Here is a 16,436-nt window from a genome sequence, read left to right on the forward strand (position 1 = left end):
CCGGGGCCCCGGCGTGTCATGCCCGGCACAGGATCTCGCCGTGCAGCACGACGAACCACCCGTCCTGCTCGCCGCCCCACGCCCGCCACGCCGCCGCGATGTCCCGCAGCCGCCGCATGTCCGCGTGGCCGCCCGAGACCGCGCGTTCGGCGTACGAGGAGGCGACGGTGCGGTCCGCCCACAGCTCGCTCCACCAGGCGCGCTCCTCGTCGGAGGAGTAGCACCACGTGCCGGCGCTCGCGGTCACGTCCGTCAGACCGGCCTTCAGCGCCCAGGACTTGAGGCGCCGCCCGGCGTCGGGCTCACCGCCGTTGGCGCGGGCCACCCGCAGATAGAGGTCCAGCCAGTCGTCCAGGGCGGGCGGGTTCGGATACCAGGTCAGCGCCGAGTAGTCCGCGTCGCGGACCGCGATGAGGCCGCCCGGCCTGCAGACCCGCCGCATCTCCCTCAGCGCCCGCACCGGGTCGCCGACGTGCTGGAGCACCTGGTGGGCGTGGACGACGCAGAAGGTGTCGTCGGGGAAGTCGAGGTCATGTACGTCGGCGACGGCGAACTCCACGTTGTCCAGGCCGCGTTCGGCGGCCGTCGCGCGCGCCGTGCCGAGGATGCCCGGGGCGTGGTCCACGCCCGTGACATGGCCGTCCGGGACCAGCTCCGCCAGGTCGGCGGTGATGGTGCCGGGGCCGCAGCCGATGTCCAGGACCTTCATGTGCGGCTCCAGCGAACCGATGAGGTACGCGGCCGAGTTGGCGGCGGTGCGCCAGGTGTGGGAACGCAGGACGGACTCGTGGTGCCCGTGCGTGTAGACGGCGGTCTCCTTCGGCATGGCGGAACTCCTCCAGGTGCGCTGTGAGCCTGCTGCGGTACGCCGCACCGTACGCCGCCATGCCGAAGGGTGAGACACGCATATCAGTATGTGGTCAGTCGGTGGCGGGAAGCGGACGGTAGACCGTCAGCGCCTCCGGCAGCTTGTCGAGCACCAGCGCGCCCCCCACCTCGGTGACTTCACCGTCGTACGTCACGACCGTGCCGGGGGCGATGCAGTCCACCCGCAGGCCGCGCAACCGCACCGACGTCTGGGCGGGGGAGTGGACCGCCGGGCCGGTGAGCGCGGCGGTGAGCAGCCGCGCGCGGGGCCGGTGACCGCCGTGCACGAGCCGCAGGTCGAGCAGTCCGTCCGCCAGGTCGAGCCGGCGTCCCGGGCCGAGCCCGTGGCGGCGGTGGGTGCCGTTGCCCGCGACGAGCAGCCACAGCGGCCGCCTGCGCCCCCGGAACTCGGCGCTCATCGGCTCCCGCGCGGACCGCCGTACCCGGAGAGCGGCCAGGACGGCGGCCGGCCGGTCGCCGAGGCGCTGGGCCCAGCGTTCAGGGGTGTGCACGAGTTCCGGGTGGGCGGCGATGCCGAAGGTGTTGAGGAAGATCCCTTCTGCCCCGCCGCCGGTGGCACCCGCGTCGTCCGGCGACGCGAAGCGCCCCACGTCGACCGCCACCGCACCGCCCTCCTCCACGGCGCGGATCAGATCACGCGGCTCCGCCACGCCGATGTCGTACGCGAAGTGGTTCACGTCGCCGCCCGGCAGCACCGCGAGCGGCAGCCCGTGCCGCAGGGCGACCCCGGCCGCGGCGTTGACGCAGCCGTCGCCGCCGCACACCCCGAGCGCCCGCGCGCCGGCCGCCGCCTTCTCCAGTTCGGCGGCCATCGTGTCCCGCTCGCAGGTGATGACCTCCGCCAGCGGCAGAGCCTCGCGCAGGGCCTTCGTACGCTCGTCCGCGCGGTCCCCGGCCTCGGCGACCAGGACCAGGCCCTCGCCGCCCGGCAGCGCGGGGGCGTCGGCGCGCGGCCTGCCCGGTGCGGGCAGCCGGGTGCGGGCCGGGGCGAGGCCGCGCACCGCGAAGGCGGCGCCCACGCCGAGGGCCGCGCCCGCGAGGACGTCGCTCGGGAAGTGCACGCCGGTGTAGACACGGGAGAGCGCCACCGCGCCCGCGACGGGCACGACCCCCGCGCCCCAGCCCCGCGACTCCAGCGCGACCCCGGTCGCGAAGGCGGCGGCGGAGGCGGAGTGCCCCGAGGGGAACGACGTGGTGATGGGCTGCCGCTTCAGCTGCCGCATCAGCGGCACCGAGTCGAGCAGCGGCCGCGCGCGGCGCACCGAGCGCTTGCCGACCGTGTTGATGGTCACGGAGGCCAGCGCGAGCGAGGTGACCCCGCGCACGGCGGCGCGGCGGGCCCGCGGCGAGCCGGTCGCCGCGATCGCCCCGGCCGCGGCGAACCACAGCACCCCGTGGTTGGCGCTGCGGCTGAGCCGGGGCAGGAAGCGGTCCGCGCCCGGCCAGTGCCGGGAGGCGACGGCTTCGAAGGCGCGGCAGTCGAGCGCGAGCAGCCTGGCCCGCAGACTGTCCTGACGTGGGGCAACGACATCAGTGGTCATACGGTGCGGGTACCCCGGGGCGGGCTCCGCCACTACCGCGGGGAAACCGGTTTGCCGTGGCGGGGGCCCGGCACGGACAATCCGGCCCATGGGACATCTGGAAGCCGCGCACCTCGAGTACTACTTGCCGGACGGGCGGGCGCTGCTCGGTGATGTCTCCTTCCGGGTCGGCGAGGGCGCGGTCGTCGCCCTCGTCGGGGCGAACGGCGCGGGCAAGACCACCCTGCTGCGGCTGATCTCCGGCGAACTCCAGCCGCACGGCGGCAGCGTCACCGTGAGCGGCGGACTCGGCGTGATGCCGCAGTTCGTGGGCTCCGTGCGCGACGAGAGCACCGTGCGCGACCTGCTGGTCTCCGTATCCCACCCGCGGATACGCGAGGCGGCGAAGGCGGTGGACGTCGCCGAGCACGCGATCATGACGGTCGACGACGAGGCCGCCCAGATGAGCTACGCCCAGGCCCTGTCCGACTGGGCGGAGGCACAGGGGTACGAGGCGGAGACGTTGTGGGACATCTGCACCACGGCCGCCCTCGGCGTCCCCTACGACAAGGCCCAGTTCCGCGAGGTCCGCACCCTCTCCGGCGGCGAACAGAAACGCCTCGTCCTGGAGGCCCTGCTGCGCGGCTCCGACGAGGTCCTGCTCCTGGACGAGCCGGACAACTACCTCGACGTGCCCGGCAAGCGCTGGCTGGAGGAGCGGCTGCGGGAGACCCGCAAGACCGTGCTCTTCGTCTCCCACGACCGGGAGCTGCTCGCCCGCGCCGCCCAGAAGATCATCAGCGTGGAGCCGAGCCCCGAGGGCGCCGACGCGTGGGTGCACGGCGGCGGCTTCGAGACGTTCCACGAGGCCCGCAAGCAGCGCTTCGCCCGCTTCGAGGAGCTGCGCCGCCGCTGGGACGAGAAGCACGAGCAACTGAAGAAGCTGGTGCGCACGCTGCGCCAGGCCGCCGACGTCAGCCACGAGATGGCCTCCCGCTACCACGCGGCGCAGACCAGGCTCCGCAAGTTCGAGGAGGCCGGACCGCCGCCCGAGCCGCCGCGCGAGCAGGACATCACCATGCGCCTCCAGGGCGGCCGTACCGGCGTACGCGCCGTGACCTGCGAGAACCTTGAGCTGACCGGCCTGATGAAACCCTTCGACCTGGAGGTCTTCTACGGCGAGCGGGTCGCCGTCCTCGGCTCGAACGGCTCGGGCAAGTCGCACTTCCTGCGCCTGCTCGCGGGCGACAGCGAGAACCCCGTGGCGCACACCGGCACCTGGAAGCTGGGCGCGCGGGTCGTGCCGGGCCACTTCGCGCAGACCCACGCCCATCCGGAGCTGGCCGGCCGCACCCTCCTGGACATCCTGTGGCGCGAGCACGCGCAGGCCCGGGGCGCCGCCATGTCCCGGCTGCGGCGCTACGAACTCACCGGTCAGGCCGAGCAGAAGTTCGAGCGGCTCTCCGGGGGCCAGCAGGCCCGCTTCCAGATCCTCCTCCTGGAGCTGGAGGGCTGCACCGCGCTGCTTCTCGACGAGCCGACGGACAACCTCGACCTGGAGTCCGCCGAAGCCCTCCAGGAGGGCCTCGAAGCGTTCCAGGGCACGGTCCTCGCCGTCACCCATGACCGCTGGTTCGCCCGCTCCTTCGACCGCTATCTGGTCTTCGGCAGCGACGGCCGGGTCCGGGAGACGCCCGAGCCGGTCTGGGACGAGCGCCGCGTGGAGCGGGCCCGCTAGGCGCCCGGCGCGCCGCGCGCCCGGGACAGGCGCGGTGCATCCTGGGGTGGGACGCGCCGAGAGGGTACCCGGGGGGCACCGGAGCGACGCGACAAGGAGCGATCCATGAGCAACGGAGTCGACCCGGGTCAGCTGGACGACCAGCAGCTCGCCAAGGAGCTGGAGGCGATCCACCGGACTCGGCACACCACCTTCCTGCACGGCTCGGACGACGCCCTGCAGACCCACGACGAACGGATGGCCGAACTGGAGGCCGAGTACCTGCGCCGCCACCCGCGCAGGTCCATCGCCCCCGGACGGACCCGCTCAGGGGCGCGGGAGAGGGGAGGGACGGAGTCGTGACCGCCGACCGGCCACCCGTACTGGCCCGGCACGGCGAGGCGCTCGACCTCTTCACCCGGCGGGTGCACGCCGTGCGCGCCGACCAGTGGGACGCGCCCACCCCGTGCACCGACTGGACCGTGCGCGACCTGGTCAACCACCTCACGGCCGAGCAGCTGTGGGTGCCGCCGCTGCTCCGCGACGGCGCGACCGTCGACTCGGTCGGCGACGCCTTCGACGGCGACATGCTCGGCCCCGACCCGGTCGCCTCCTGGGACACCGCGGCGGCCGCGTCCCGCGCCGCGTTCCGCGAACCGGGCGCCCTGGACCGCGCCGTCCACCTCTCCTTCGGCGAGACCCCCGCCCCCTTCTACTGCGGCCAGATGACGACGGACCTGGTGGTGCACGCCTGGGACCTGTCCCGGGCGATCGGCGCCGACGAGACGCTGCCCGAGGCCCTGGTCGAGTTCTCCCTGGGCGAGATCTCGCCGTACGCGGAAGAACTGGAGAAGAGCGGCCTCTTCGCCCCGCCGATTCCACCCCCGCCGGGCGCCGACGCCCAGACGGAACTGCTGTGCCTGGTCGGGCGCAGGGTGTGACGCGCCCCGACCCCTCGGCCCGCGACGGCCGCTGCTCACCCTGTTCGAACGGCGCCCCCGGCGCGGCGGACCGGCGGCTGATTCCTTTCGCGCCCAGCCGGGTACCCCACCCTTCATGAGAGTGGGCGTGGTGGACGTGGGGTCGAACACGGTGCGGCTCGTGGTCGCTGATGCCGACGGGCAGGTGCCGCTGCCGGTCCACACGGTGAAGCGGCGGCTGCGGCTCGCCCAGGACGTGGACCGCGACGGGCGGCTCGGGGAGGAGCCGGTCCACCGGCTCACCGAGGCGGTGCGCGACGTACAGGAGGAGGCGCACCGCTGGGGAGTGACGGAGCCGTTCGCCTTCGCCACGTCCATCGTGCGCGACGCGCCGAACCGGGCCGAGGTGCTCGACGCCGTGGAGAGCGGGACGGGGCTGCGGCTGCGCACGCTCTCCGGTGAGGCCGAGGCGGAGCTGACGTTCCTCGCCGCCCGCCGCTGGATGGGGTGGCGGGCGGGGCCGCTGGTGCTCTTCGACATCGGCGGCGGCACCTTCGAGGTGGCCTTCGGCCGCAGCAGGCTGCCCGACTACGCGGCCTCGCTGCCGCTGGGCGCCGGCCGGCTGACCCGGGAGTTCTTCGACGTCCAGGACCCGCCGCGCCCCCGGGACATCAAGGCCGTACGCCGCCAGGTGCGCCATCAGCTGCGGGACGTCGCCGCGCGCATCCGGTGGGAGATGCCGCACACGGCCGTCGCCACCTCGCGTACGTTCCAGCAGCTGGCCCGCCTGTGCGGTGCCGCGCCGGGGCGCCACGGCCCCTTCGTCCAGCGGGAGCTGGGCCGCCGCGAACTGGGCGTCGCGCTCCAGGAACTCGCACGCCTGCCCGCCGAGCACCGGGCGCAGCTGCCGGGGATCTCGGCCGCGCGGGCCGGACAGTGCCTGGCGGGCGCGGTCGTCGCCCATACGGCGATGAAGCTGACCGGCCTCGAAGTGCTGACCGTCTGCCCCTGGGCCCTGCGTGAGGGCATCCTGCTGCGCTACATCGAGGACGGCGACGCCGCCTGGTGGGACCGGGAGGGCGACAGCGGGGCCTTTGCCGGCGGAACACGCGGCGGCACACCCCTGCGCCTGGCCGGCTCGCCCTGACCCGGGACGGACCCGGCCGGGCCCGACCCGTGACGCGCCCGGCCCCTGACGCGGACGGTCAGGCCTGGTGGATGCCCGGCCAGCTGTCCGGGTCGGCCCGGCTGATGTCGGCCAGCGCGGACGACGGGTCCTGGGAGAGCGCCAGGTCGCCCAGGCTGACCATCCCCACTGGGTGACCGTCCTCCACGACGGGCAGCCTGCGCACCGCGTGGTCCCGCATCAGCCCCACCGCCTCCGACACCGGGTCATCGGGGGCGACCACCACCGGATTGGGCGTGCAGACGGCCTCCGCGCTCACCGTCAGCGGATCGGCCCCGTCGGCCACGGCACGCAACGCGATGTCCCGGTCGGTGAGCACGCCGACGACCTGCCCGTCGGCGGCGACCAGCACATCCCCGATGTCCTGGGCGCGCATGAGCTGCGCCGCTTCGACGAGCGAGGCGTCGGGGCGCACCGCCACGACTCCCGGGGTCATGACGTCCCTTACGAAATCGGCCATGGCAGAGCCTTTCCTGGATGGGTGCTGCGTGCGTTCGCCTGAGGTTCGTCCGTCGGTGGAGGTCCGTCGTCCTCCGGGGTGACTGCACCCGCAGTACCCCGGTGGGGCGGGGCCATACCTTGCCGCTAGTCGCCGTCGCGCCTGCGCCGCTCACCCACTCCCGGCAGGAACTCCTGCACCTTCGCCTTCAGCCCCTGCTTCATCACCGAGGCCCGGTCCGCGTCGCCCTTGAGGATCGACTCCGCCGTCGACTCCATCTGCTCCCACGTGGCGTGCGGCGGGATCGGCGGCACCGCCGGGTCGGTGCGGAAGTCCAGGACCGCGGGGCCCTCCGCCGCCAGGGCGGCCCGCCACGCGCCCTCCACGTCCTCGGGCCGTTCCACCCGGATGCCGGTCAGCCCGATGGAGCGCGCGAAGTCGGCGTACGGCACATCGGGCAGCGACTGCGACGGCAGGAAGGACGGGGCGCCGCCCATGGCCCGCAGCTCCCACGTGACCTGGTTCAGGTCCCCGTTGTTCCACACGGCGACGATCAGCCGCGGGTCGTCCCAGCGGTGGCGGTACTTGGCGGCCGTGATCAGCTCCGCCATGCCGTTCATCTGCATCGCGCCGTCCCCGACCAGGGCGATGACGGGCCGGTTGGGGTGCGCGAACTTCGCGCCGATGGCGTACGGCACCCCGCACCCCATGGTGGCCAGCGTCCCCGAGAGCGAGGCGCGCATGTCGCCGCGCATCGTCAGATGACGCGCGAACCAGTTCGCCACCGAGCCGGAGTCGGAGGTGATGAGGGCATTGTCGGGCAGCAGCGGGTCCAGGGCGCGCGCCACGTACTCCGGGTTGACCGGGTCCGCGGACTGCTGGGCCCGGCGCTCCATCACCTCGTGCCAGCGCCTGACGTTGGCGCAGATCTCCGCCTGCCACTCGCGGCTGACCGACCGGCGGTCCTTGTCGATCAGCGGGATCAGCTCGCGCAGCGTCGCCCGCGCGTCGCCGACGAGATTCACCTCGTACGGATAGCGCATGCCGACCATGTGCGGGTCGATGTCGATCTGCACGCCCCGCGCCGAGCCGAACTCCGGCAGGAACTGCGCGTAGGGGAAGCTCGACCCGATCGTCAGGAGGGTGTCGCAGTCGCGCATCAGCTCGTACGAGGGCCGGGTGCCCAGCAGGCCGATGGAGCCGGTGACGTAGGGCAGTTCGTCGCTCAGCGCGTCCTTGCCGAGCAGAGCCTTCGCGACGCCCGCGCCCAGGATCTCCGCGATCTCCTCGACCTCGGCGCGCGCGCCCGCGGCGCCCTGGCCGATCAGGATCGCCGCCTTGTCGCCGGCGTTGAGGACCTCCGCCGCCCTCTCCAGGGCCGTCGGCGAGGGCAGCGCCGTCCAGCCGCTGCGGTCCAGGCTGGAGGGGACCATCTTGAACGCGTGCGGCGGCGGGCTGTACTCCAGCTCCTGCACGTCACCGGGGATGATCACGGCGGTCGGGCAGCGGCGCGCGTACGCCGTGCGGATCGCCCGGTCGAGGACGTTCGGCAGCTGCTCGGGCACCGTCACCGTCTCCACGAAGTCGGACGCCACGTCCTTGAACAGCGTGTGCAGATCTACCTCTTGCTGGTACGAGCCGCCCATCGCGCTGCGGTGCGTCTGCCCGACGATGGCGAGCACCGGCACATGGTCCAGCTTCGCGTCGTACAGGCCGTTGAGCAGATGAACGGCGCCCGGCCCCGACGTCGCCACGCACACCCCGAGACGCTTGCCGAACTTGGCGTACCCCACCGCCTCGAACGCCGACATCTCCTCGTGCCGGGACTGCACGAACCGGGGCTGGTCCTCCGCCCTGCCCCACGCGGCGAGGAGGCCGTTGATGCCGTCCCCCGGATAGCCGAAGACCTGCTCGACGCCCCAGGCGCGCAGCCTCTCCAGGATGTGGTCGGCGACCTTGACGCTCATGACGTGGCCTTCCGGGTGCTCTCGGGTACGACGGGTACTCCCCGGGTGTCCGGCGGGACCCGGGGGAAACCTACGGCGGGACCGGGGGCGTTTGGCCCAGCACACGCGGGGCAGGCGGAGAAACAGTGCTTCGGACCGGAGGCACGTCCGTGGGAGCGGCCGCACCGCTCGCCCCGGGTGTGCTCCGTTGTGCTTCGAACTTCAGTGCGCACTCCCACGGTGACCGTTCATCCCCCGGCACCCCCATAGGGAGTTGCGAGGCACCATGCGATCCCACCCGAACACCGCGGTACCCACCCAGAGCAAACGTCACACACACGACGACGCCCCGGACACCACCGCCGCCTTCGAGCGTCTGGTCGAGCTGGCGGAGGGCCCCGAGCGGGACGCCCTGCGCCAGGAGATCGTCAAGGCCTGGCTGCCCATGGCCCACCGCCTCGCGGGCCGCTTCCGCAATCGGGGCGAGTCCCTCGACGACCTGCGCCAGGTCGCCGCCCTCGGCCTCGTCAAGGCCGTCGACCGCTACGACCCGCGGCGCGGCACCGCCTTCGAGAGCTACGCCGTACCGACCGTCACCGGCGAGATCAAGCGGCACTTCCGCGACCACATGTGGACCCTGCACGTGCCGCGCCGCGTCCAGGACCTGCGCAACCGTGTGCGGTTCGCCCGCCAGGACCTCTCCCAGACGGTCTCCGGGCGCGCCCCCACCACCGCCGAGATCGCCGAGCACGCGCAGATGAGCGAGGAAGAGGCCAAGGCCGGCCTGGAAGCGCTCGACAGCTTCACCGCGCTCTCCCTCGACGCGGAACTCCCGGGCAGCGAGGACGGCTACTCCCTCAGCGACGCCCTCGGCGGCCCCGATCCCGCGCTCGACATCATCGTCGACCGCGAGGCCGTCAAGCCCCGCCTCGCGCAACTGCCCGAGCGCGAACGGACCATCCTCTATATGCGCTTCTTCGGCGACATGACGCAGAGCCGCATCGCCGACGAGATGGGCATCTCCCAGATGCACGTCTCACGGCTCATCAGCCGCTGCTGCGACCGGCTGCGCGACCAGGTGATGCGGGACGCCGCCTAACGCCCGGCGGCCCGGCCGGCGCCGCCCTCGCGCCGCATGGCCAGCGCCATGTGCCGGGAGAGCACGTCGACCGCCCGCGCCTCGGCCAGCGAGAAGGCCAGCCGCGCACCGCACCGGAACAGCGTCAGGACCCCCTCCACGGGAGCGTCCGCCCGGGCGGCCAACGGCACGCACAACAACGATGTGACCTCGGCGCGCACCAGGACGTGCGCGCCGCTCGCGTCCCGCCCGAAGGCGTCCGGGTCCTCCGGACGCACCTGCAGCGACGCGGCCCCGCCGCGTGCCGCCTCAACGACGAGGGGGCACGCGGCGGGGTCCTGCGCGTGGACATCGGCGACCGGCGCGTGCGGCGGCCCCAGCACCGTTCTTCGCCGCGGCCGCGCCGCGCCCTCGTCGACTATCACCCAGTCCGCGAACCGCCCGTGCAGCACCGCCGCCGCCCGCTCCAGCACGGCCGCGCGGTCCCCCGCGGGCGCCGTGAGCAGCGCCGTCGTCATCGCGTCCGCCAGGTCCAGCTGGGCCGCGTGCCGTGTCGCCTCGCCGAGGTCGGGCGCGGGGCGCGGCACCCTCGGCGGCTGCTGCGTGCGGCCCACCGACGGCTGGAGCACGACGAGGACCGCCGTGCGCGGCTCGGCACCGGGCCGCAGCGCCGTGAGCGTCGCGCGGACCGGCGTGCCCGGGCTCTGCTGGAGATGGACCACGAGGCTGCGGTCGCCCTCCCCGCGGGCGACGGCGGCGGTCTGCGAACGGAACGCGACCCGGTCCGCGTGCACCAGGAACCCGGTCAGCGGCCGCCCCGCGGCGAAGCCCGCGCGGACCCCGGTGAGCGCCGTCCCCGCGAAGTTCATCCGCCGCACCACCGTCTCCCGGTCGAGCAGCGCCACCGGCAGCGGCATCCGCTGGAAGATCGCCCGCAGCAACCGCTGCTCGTCCCGGTCGGGAGCGCCGCCGCCCGGCTGCCCGTCGGCGCTCAGCCGCTCGTACGTGGGCCACAACTGCTCGGCCACATGGTCCAGTTCGAAGAGGGCCGCGTCGAGCACCGTGGCGAGGTCGTCCGGCGGTAGGGACCGCGCCGACTTCAACTCCGCGACGCGGCGCACGAAATCCGCGAGGTCTTCACCGAACTCCTCCGTCTGGGACATGCGTCGAACCTAGCCGCTGCGACCGTTTTCCGGAGGACCAGGGGGGAAGCCGGGAAGAGAGGAGGAACCCCCCATGGCGCCCTTGCCGGACCCGGACCTGCTCCGCCCGGAGACCGCACTGCCCGGACGCAGGCTCTCCGAACTCTCCGAACAAGCCGTGCGCTGCACCCCCGGGTGCTGCGGCGCGAGCACCACCGTCACCGACGGCGGCGACGAGCACCCCACCGCCGTCACCCACCCCGACCTGGCCGGGCTCGTCGCCGTGCAGTTGCGCACGGGCGACGGCCCCATCCCCGCCGCCGAGGAGCGGGGCACGCCGGTCGACTCCGGGGACCTGCTGCGCGAGGAGCGGTGGCCCGAGTACCGCGCGCTGGCGCTCGACTCGGGCGTACGCTCCAGCGTCACGCTGCCCTTCCAGCGTGCGGGGCTCACGGTCACCCTGACCCTGTTCGGCTTCCGCCCCGGCACCCTCGACGACGCCCGGCACGGCCCCGCCCAGGCCCTCGGCGACCTCGCCACGGCGAGCCTGGTGCGCGACCGGCACTACCGCGCCGCCCTGACCGAGCTGGACCAGATGGGCACGGCCCTGCGCACCCGGCCCGTCGTGGACCAGGCCTGCGGGATCGTCATGCACGTCCTGTGCTGCGAGGCCGACGCCGCGTTCGCCGTGCTGCGGCGGATCTCCCAGACGACGAACCGGAAACTGGCGGACGTCGCGGCGGCCCTGGTCGAGACGAAGGGCCGCGGCCTGGAACGCGAACTGGCCTCCCTGGCCCGCTGAGACCCGCGGAGAGGGGCCCTGACCGGTAGGCATCGACCGGTCAGGGCCCCTCGCGCACGCCAGGACCGCCCCCGCCGTCGCGCTCACCCGGGCGGGGGCCAGAGCGGGCGCGAGGCGGGGGAGGGCGCTGTGATGGGGACGTCCGGGTAGACCCCGCCCCACGGGGGCAGGAGACCCCCACACGAGTGCATGGAGGTGCGCATGAGGCGGGCGGACGCCGAGGGCTGTGGCCTTGTGCGGTATGGCCTGCCCCTGCCTGAGCAGGGCCTCCCGGTCCTGCCCGGGCTGGCTTCGGCCGCTGCCCGCCCGCATGGCGAACCTTTCGGCGGTGCTCCCGTCGTCCTGGATGCCGCGAGCGCCTGCTGGGGCTGCCGTATGAGTGCACGGAGGTGCGCATGAGGCGGGCGGACGCCGAGGGTCGCGGCCCTGTCCGGTACGGCCCGCCTTCGCCGGAGCAGGGTCTCCCGGTCCTGCCAGGGCTGGCTTCGGCCGCTGCCCGCCCGTACGGCGAGCTTTTCGGCGGTGCTCCCGTCGTCCTGGATGCCGCGAGCGCCTGCTGGGGCTGCCGTATGAGTGCACGGAGGTGCGCATGAGGCGGGCGGACGCCGAGGGTCGCGGCCCTGTCCGGTACGGCCCGCCTTCGCCGGAGCAGGGTCTCCCGGTCCTGCCAGGGCTGGCTTCGGCCGCTGCCCGCCCGTACGGCGAGCTTTTCGGCGTTGGTCCCGTTTTCCTGGACGCGGCGAGCGTCTATTGGGGCTGCTGTACAAGTGCACGGAGGTGCGCATGAGGTGGACGGATGCCGGGGGTCGTGGCCTTGTGCGGTTCGGCGCGCCCCTGCCGGGGCAGGGCCTTCCCGTTCTGCCCGGGCTGGCTTCGGCCGCTGCCCGCCCGCATGGCGAACCTTTCGGCGGTGCTCCCGTCGTCCTGGATGCCGTGAGCGCCTGCTGGGGCTGCCGTATGAGTGCACGGAGGTGCGCATGAGGCGGGCGGACGCCGAGGGTCGCGGCCCTGTCCGGTACGGCCCGCCTTCGCCGGAGCAGGGTCTCCCCGTCCTGCCCGGGCTGGCCTCCGCCGCCACCTCGGCCGCTGCCCGTCCGCACGGTGAGCCTTTCGGCGGCGGGCCCGTCCTGCTGGATGCCGCGAGTGTCTACTGGGGCCGGCGTGGGCTGGCCGTCGAGCGTGACCACGTCGTCGCCGCCCCCGGCGCCCCGCCGCTGCTGCTCGCCCTCACCGCGGCACTCGGCGGTGACGTCCTGCTGCCGCGCCCCTGTCCCGCCTGGTGGGCGCCGCAGGCGCGGCTCCTCGGCCACGGCGTCTACCACGTGCCGACGCCCGCCGAGTGCGGCGGCGTGCCGGACCCGTACGCCCTCCTGGAGACCGTCCGCCGCGTACGCGCCGAAGGGGGCAGGCCCCGGCTGCTCGTCCTCAGCGTCGCCGACGACCCCACCGCCACCGTGCCGCCCCCCGAAGTGCTGCACGAGGCCGTCGAGGCCGCCGCCGGCGAGGGTCTGCACGTCGTCAGCGACGAGACCTGGCGCGACACCCTGCACCGACCCCACGACACCGTCCTGGTCGGCCCCGCCGAGATGGACCACGAGCGCGTCACCGTCGTCTGCGACCTCGCCGGGCCCTTCCTGCCGCCGGCGCTGCCCGCCGCCGTCGCCCGTTTCCCCGACACCCCGCTGGGCGCCGCCCTGCGCGCCCGCACCCTCGACGTGCTCACCGCGCTCGGCGCGAGCCTCGCCGCCCCGGCCGCCGCCGCGGCGGCGTACGCACTCGGCGAACCGGACGAGATCACCGGGCGCCTGACCGCCGCCGTGCGCCTGCACGCGCGCGTGGCCGAGGCCGCGCAGCACGCCGTGGTCGCCGCGGGCGCCCTGGCTCGGCCCCCGCGGGCGGGCCGCCACCTCTACGCCGACCTCGGCCCCCTGCGGCCCGCGCTCGCCGCGCGCGGCGTCGGCGACGCGCAGGACCTGGAGGACTTCCTCGGCGCACGGCTCGGCATGCCCGCACCCGGCGGCCACCGCTTCGGCGACGACATCGCCGCCCTGCGGGTGCGCCTCTCCACGGGTCCGCTCCTCGGCACGACCCCCGAGGAGCGCCTGGCGTCCCTCGAAGCACCCGAGCCCTTGGCATCGCCGTACGTCGTACGGGCGTTGGACCTGCTCGGATCGGTCTTCGCCGATCTGCGCGCGGAAGCACGGCGAATGGAGCCTCCTCGGTGACCCAGCAGGCGGAGCAGCAGACCAAGACGCACGAGTGGGCCCCCTCGGTGCGAGGGGCCGAACCGCGGCGGCCGCACCTCCCTCCCGGTGCCGTGCGCCCGTGGCCGAGGTCGTTCGCCGACCGGCTGACCGCTCCGCTGCCCGGACTGCGCGCCTTCGCCCGGTTCGCCCGCGAGGGCGCCCTGCGGCCGCGCCCCGAAGGCCTCGCCGACATCGGGCGGCTGCCGTACGCACCAGGCACGCTGCCCCTCGTCGACCACCGCACCGTCGCCGTCACCTGGGCGGGACACGCCAGTTGGGTCGTCCGCATCGGCGGCCTCACCGTCCTCACGGACCCCGTCTGGTCCCGCAAGATCCTCGGCACACCGGCGCGCGTCACCCCGGTGGGCGTCGCCTGGAGCGCGCTGCCCCGCGTCGACGCGGTCGTCATCAGCCACAACCACTACGACCACCTGGACGCCCCCACGCTGCGAAGGCTCCCGAGGGACACGCCCGTCCTCGTCCCCGCCGGGCTCGGCCGCTGGTTCACCCGCCGCCGCTTCCGCCGCGTCACCGAGCTGGACTGGTGGGAAGGGGCCGAAGTGGGCGGCGTGCGCTTCGACTTCGTGCCCGCCCACCACTGGTCCAAGCGGAGCCTGTTCGACACCTGCCGCACCCTCTGGGGCGGCTGGGTCATGACCGACGCCGACGGTCAGCGCGTCTACTTCGCGGGCGACACCGGCTACGGCCACTGGTTCGAGCGGATCGGCGACCGCTATCCCGGCATCGACCTCGCCCTGCTGCCGATCGGGGCGTACGACCCGCGCTGGTGGCTCAGCGACGTCCACTGCGACCCCGAGGAGGCCGTCCGGGCGGCCGACGACCTGGGCGCGCGGCGGATGGCCCCCATGCACTGGGGCACGTTCCTGCTCTCCGCGGAGCCGGTCCTCGAACCGCTGGCCCGGGCGCGGGCCGCCTGGGAGAAGGCGGGGCGGCCCCGCGAGGATCTGTGGGACCTGCCGGTGGGGGCCTCGCGGGTACTGGCCCGATAGCCTGCCCGGACAGCCCGACAGCCGCCCGACAGCCGGACAGGTCAGGCCGGGGCGCCCCGCACCTTCCGCCACACCGTCGGCGCCGCGCTGATCAGCACCGTCAGCGCGACGGCCAGCGCGACACCCTCCCACGGCTCCTTGAACAGCGAACCGCCGAGGATGCCGATCAGCTGGTACGTCACCGCCCAGGCGAGGCACGCCGGCACGTCGCCGCGCGCGAACTGCCGCAGCGGCATCTTCGCCATCAGACACGCCAGCATCACCGGGATGCGCCCGGCGGGCACCAGCCGGGAGAGCACCAGGACCATGACCCCGTGGTCGTCCAGCTTGGCCTGGGCCTGCGCGAGCCGCTCCTCGGGTGCCCGGTCACGTATCGCCGCCAGCCAGCGCGAACCGTTCTTCGACCGCATGCCGCGCCGCCCGAGCCAGTACAGGGTGATGTCGCCGAGGAACGCCGCGAGCGCCGCCACGCCGAAGACGACGAGCAGCGAGAGCGACGGCGTCGCCTGGTGCAGGGCCACCACCGCCGCCGAACTGACCAGCGCGCCCGTCGGCACCACCGGCACCAGCGCGCCGATCACCACCAGCAGGAACAGCGAGGGGTAGGCGACCGCCTGCTGCGTGCTGTTCGGCGCCACCTGGACGGCCGCGGCGAGGTTCACCGGATCACCTTCGGCTGCACGCTCTCGCCGTGCAGGAGCCGGTGCACGGCCACCGCGGGCGCGAGGCGGGCCGCATGGCGCACGAACTCCTGACCGGGCGCGTGGAATTCGTGCGGGCGCACCGCGTCCATGCCGATCGGCCAGTACGTGCCGTAGTGCACCGGGATCGCGCTGCGCGGCGCGATGCGCGCGAGTGCTTCGGCCGCCCGGCCCGCGTCCAGATGGCCATGGCCGAGGTACGGACCCCAGCCGCCGACCGGCAGCAGCGCCACGTCCACGTCCCCGACCTCCGCCGCCATCGCGTCGAACAGCCCGGTGTCTCCCGCGAAGTACGTACGCGCCTCGCCGCTCACCACATAGCCGAGGGCGGGGGAGAGCCGCGGGCCCACCGGGAGCCGCCGCCCGTCGTGCAATGCGGGCACCGCGCGCACGACGAGGTCGCCGACCGGTATCTCGTCGCCCGGCGCGACCTCCAAGAAGCGCAGGTGGGGCAGTCTGCGGGCGAGGCCCGGCACCGCGCGCGCCGTGCCGCGCGGGACCAGCGCGCGGGTGCCGGGGGCGAGCCGGGCGAGCGAGGGGACGTGCAGGTGGTCGGCGTGCAGATGCGAGACGAGCACGACGTCGGCGACCGCGGCGCCGGGCGGCGGCAACGCGCCTCTGCGGCGCCGCAGATGCGCCAGGCGGCGGGCGAAGAGCGGGTCGGTCAGCACGCGGACACCCGAGTCCTCGACCGTGCAAGTGGCGTGACCCCACCATGTGACCTCGACGGGCACCCGGTTCCTCCTTATGGCGACTGTCTCCGAGCCTACGGCCAGGAGTAGGGTCGGCGGCCGGGACCGAGGTGAGGGGGACGCCGTGGGAGAGGTCGTGGACATGGACA

At 74.3% G+C, this 16,436-nt stretch carries 15 protein-coding genes; 8 read left to right on the forward strand and 7 right to left on the reverse strand.

Annotated elements, in window-relative coordinates:
* Positions 1–16 precede the first annotated feature (16 nt).
* Together J2N69_RS31720 and J2N69_RS31725 are read right to left on the reverse strand one after the other, a co-directional pair.
* On the reverse strand, positions 17–826 hold the full coding sequence (locus J2N69_RS31720; protein ID WP_230903775.1) for a class I SAM-dependent methyltransferase: 810 nt from the start codon (positions 824–826) through the stop codon (positions 17–19).
* 94 nt (positions 827–920) lie between these two features.
* Entirely contained in the window at positions 921–2,429 is a 1,509-nt protein-coding gene (locus J2N69_RS31725) for a bifunctional phosphatase PAP2/diacylglycerol kinase family protein (protein ID WP_230903776.1), read from the reverse strand.
* An 88-nt stretch (positions 2,430–2,517) separates the two neighbouring features.
* On the opposite strand from J2N69_RS31725, the gene J2N69_RS31730 reads away from it, so the two are divergent.
* The 4 genes from J2N69_RS31730 (at position 2,518) to J2N69_RS31745 (ending at position 6,192) form a co-directional block, all read left to right on the forward strand.
* On the forward strand, positions 2,518–4,146 hold the full coding sequence (locus tag J2N69_RS31730) for an ABC-F family ATP-binding cassette domain-containing protein (RefSeq protein WP_230903777.1): 1,629 nt from the start codon (positions 2,518–2,520) through the stop codon (positions 4,144–4,146).
* Positions 4,147–4,251: 105 nt separating this feature from the next.
* The gene (locus tag J2N69_RS31735; RefSeq protein WP_127910486.1) at positions 4,252–4,488 is read left to right on the forward strand and encodes a DUF6158 family protein; all 237 of its coding nucleotides are present in this window, start codon (positions 4,252–4,254) and stop codon (positions 4,486–4,488) included.
* Complete coding sequence (locus J2N69_RS31740; RefSeq protein WP_230903778.1) at positions 4,485–5,066, forward strand: TIGR03086 family metal-binding protein; 582 nt, start codon at positions 4,485–4,487, stop codon at positions 5,064–5,066. Before J2N69_RS31735 ends, J2N69_RS31740 begins: the two co-directional genes overlap by 4 nt.
* 115 nt (positions 5,067–5,181) lie before the next feature.
* The gene (locus J2N69_RS31745) at positions 5,182–6,192 is read left to right on the forward strand and encodes a Ppx/GppA family phosphatase (RefSeq protein ID WP_230903779.1); all 1,011 of its coding nucleotides are present in this window, start codon (positions 5,182–5,184) and stop codon (positions 6,190–6,192) included.
* A 58-nt stretch (positions 6,193–6,250) separates the two neighbouring features.
* Here the strand turns inward: J2N69_RS31745 and J2N69_RS31750 are convergent, their stop codons facing one another.
* Complete coding sequence (locus J2N69_RS31750) at positions 6,251–6,691, reverse strand: CBS domain-containing protein (protein WP_127910488.1); 441 nt, start codon at positions 6,689–6,691, stop codon at positions 6,251–6,253.
* Positions 6,692–6,816: 125 nt separating this feature from the next.
* Complete coding sequence (locus J2N69_RS31755) at positions 6,817–8,637, reverse strand: thiamine pyrophosphate-requiring protein (RefSeq protein WP_230903780.1); 1,821 nt, start codon at positions 8,635–8,637, stop codon at positions 6,817–6,819.
* A 265-nt stretch (positions 8,638–8,902) separates the two neighbouring features.
* On the opposite strand from J2N69_RS31755, the gene J2N69_RS31760 reads away from it, so the two are divergent.
* Entirely contained in the window at positions 8,903–9,715 is an 813-nt protein-coding gene (locus J2N69_RS31760; protein WP_230903781.1) for an RNA polymerase sigma factor SigF, read from the forward strand.
* Here the strand turns inward: J2N69_RS31760 and J2N69_RS31765 are convergent.
* Positions 9,712–10,857: a PAS domain-containing protein gene (locus tag J2N69_RS31765; protein WP_230903782.1), complete on the reverse strand. Its 1,146-nt coding sequence runs from the start codon at positions 10,855–10,857 to the stop codon at positions 9,712–9,714. The two genes, J2N69_RS31760 and J2N69_RS31765, sit on opposite strands and share 4 nt — an antisense overlap.
* 73 nt (positions 10,858–10,930) lie before the next feature.
* On the opposite strand from J2N69_RS31765, the gene J2N69_RS31770 reads away from it, so the two are divergent.
* From J2N69_RS31770 to J2N69_RS31790, 3 genes are all read left to right on the forward strand, one after another.
* Positions 10,931–11,638 carry an ANTAR domain-containing response regulator gene (locus J2N69_RS31770; protein WP_230903783.1) on the forward strand — a complete coding sequence of 236 codons (708 nt, stop codon included), beginning with the start codon at positions 10,931–10,933 and terminating at the stop codon, positions 11,636–11,638.
* Positions 11,639–12,615: 977 nt separating this feature from the next.
* Positions 12,616–13,863 carry an aminotransferase class I/II-fold pyridoxal phosphate-dependent enzyme gene (locus J2N69_RS31785; RefSeq protein ID WP_230903784.1) on the forward strand — a complete coding sequence of 416 codons (1,248 nt, stop codon included), beginning with the start codon at positions 12,616–12,618 and terminating at the stop codon, positions 13,861–13,863.
* A complete protein-coding gene (locus tag J2N69_RS31790; RefSeq protein WP_408056838.1) occupies positions 13,860–14,894 on the forward strand; it encodes an MBL fold metallo-hydrolase in 1,035 nt (344 codons plus the stop codon). Before J2N69_RS31785 ends, J2N69_RS31790 begins: the two co-directional genes overlap by 4 nt.
* A 41-nt stretch (positions 14,895–14,935) precedes the next feature.
* Here J2N69_RS31790 and J2N69_RS31795 read toward each other — a convergent pair whose 3' ends face one another.
* Positions 14,936–15,556 carry a DedA family protein gene (locus tag J2N69_RS31795; protein ID WP_127909282.1) on the reverse strand — a complete coding sequence of 207 codons (621 nt, stop codon included), beginning with the start codon at positions 15,554–15,556 and terminating at the stop codon, positions 14,936–14,938.
* Complete coding sequence (locus J2N69_RS31800) at positions 15,553–16,329, reverse strand: MBL fold metallo-hydrolase (RefSeq protein ID WP_230903785.1); 777 nt, start codon at positions 16,327–16,329, stop codon at positions 15,553–15,555. The genes J2N69_RS31795 and J2N69_RS31800 overlap by 4 nt, the downstream gene beginning before the upstream one ends.
* Positions 16,330–16,436: the final 107 nt, after the last annotated feature.

The organism is Streptomyces huasconensis (assembly GCF_021028635.1).
GTDB classification, from domain to species: domain Bacteria; phylum Actinomycetota; class Actinomycetes; order Streptomycetales; family Streptomycetaceae; genus Streptomyces; species Streptomyces huasconensis.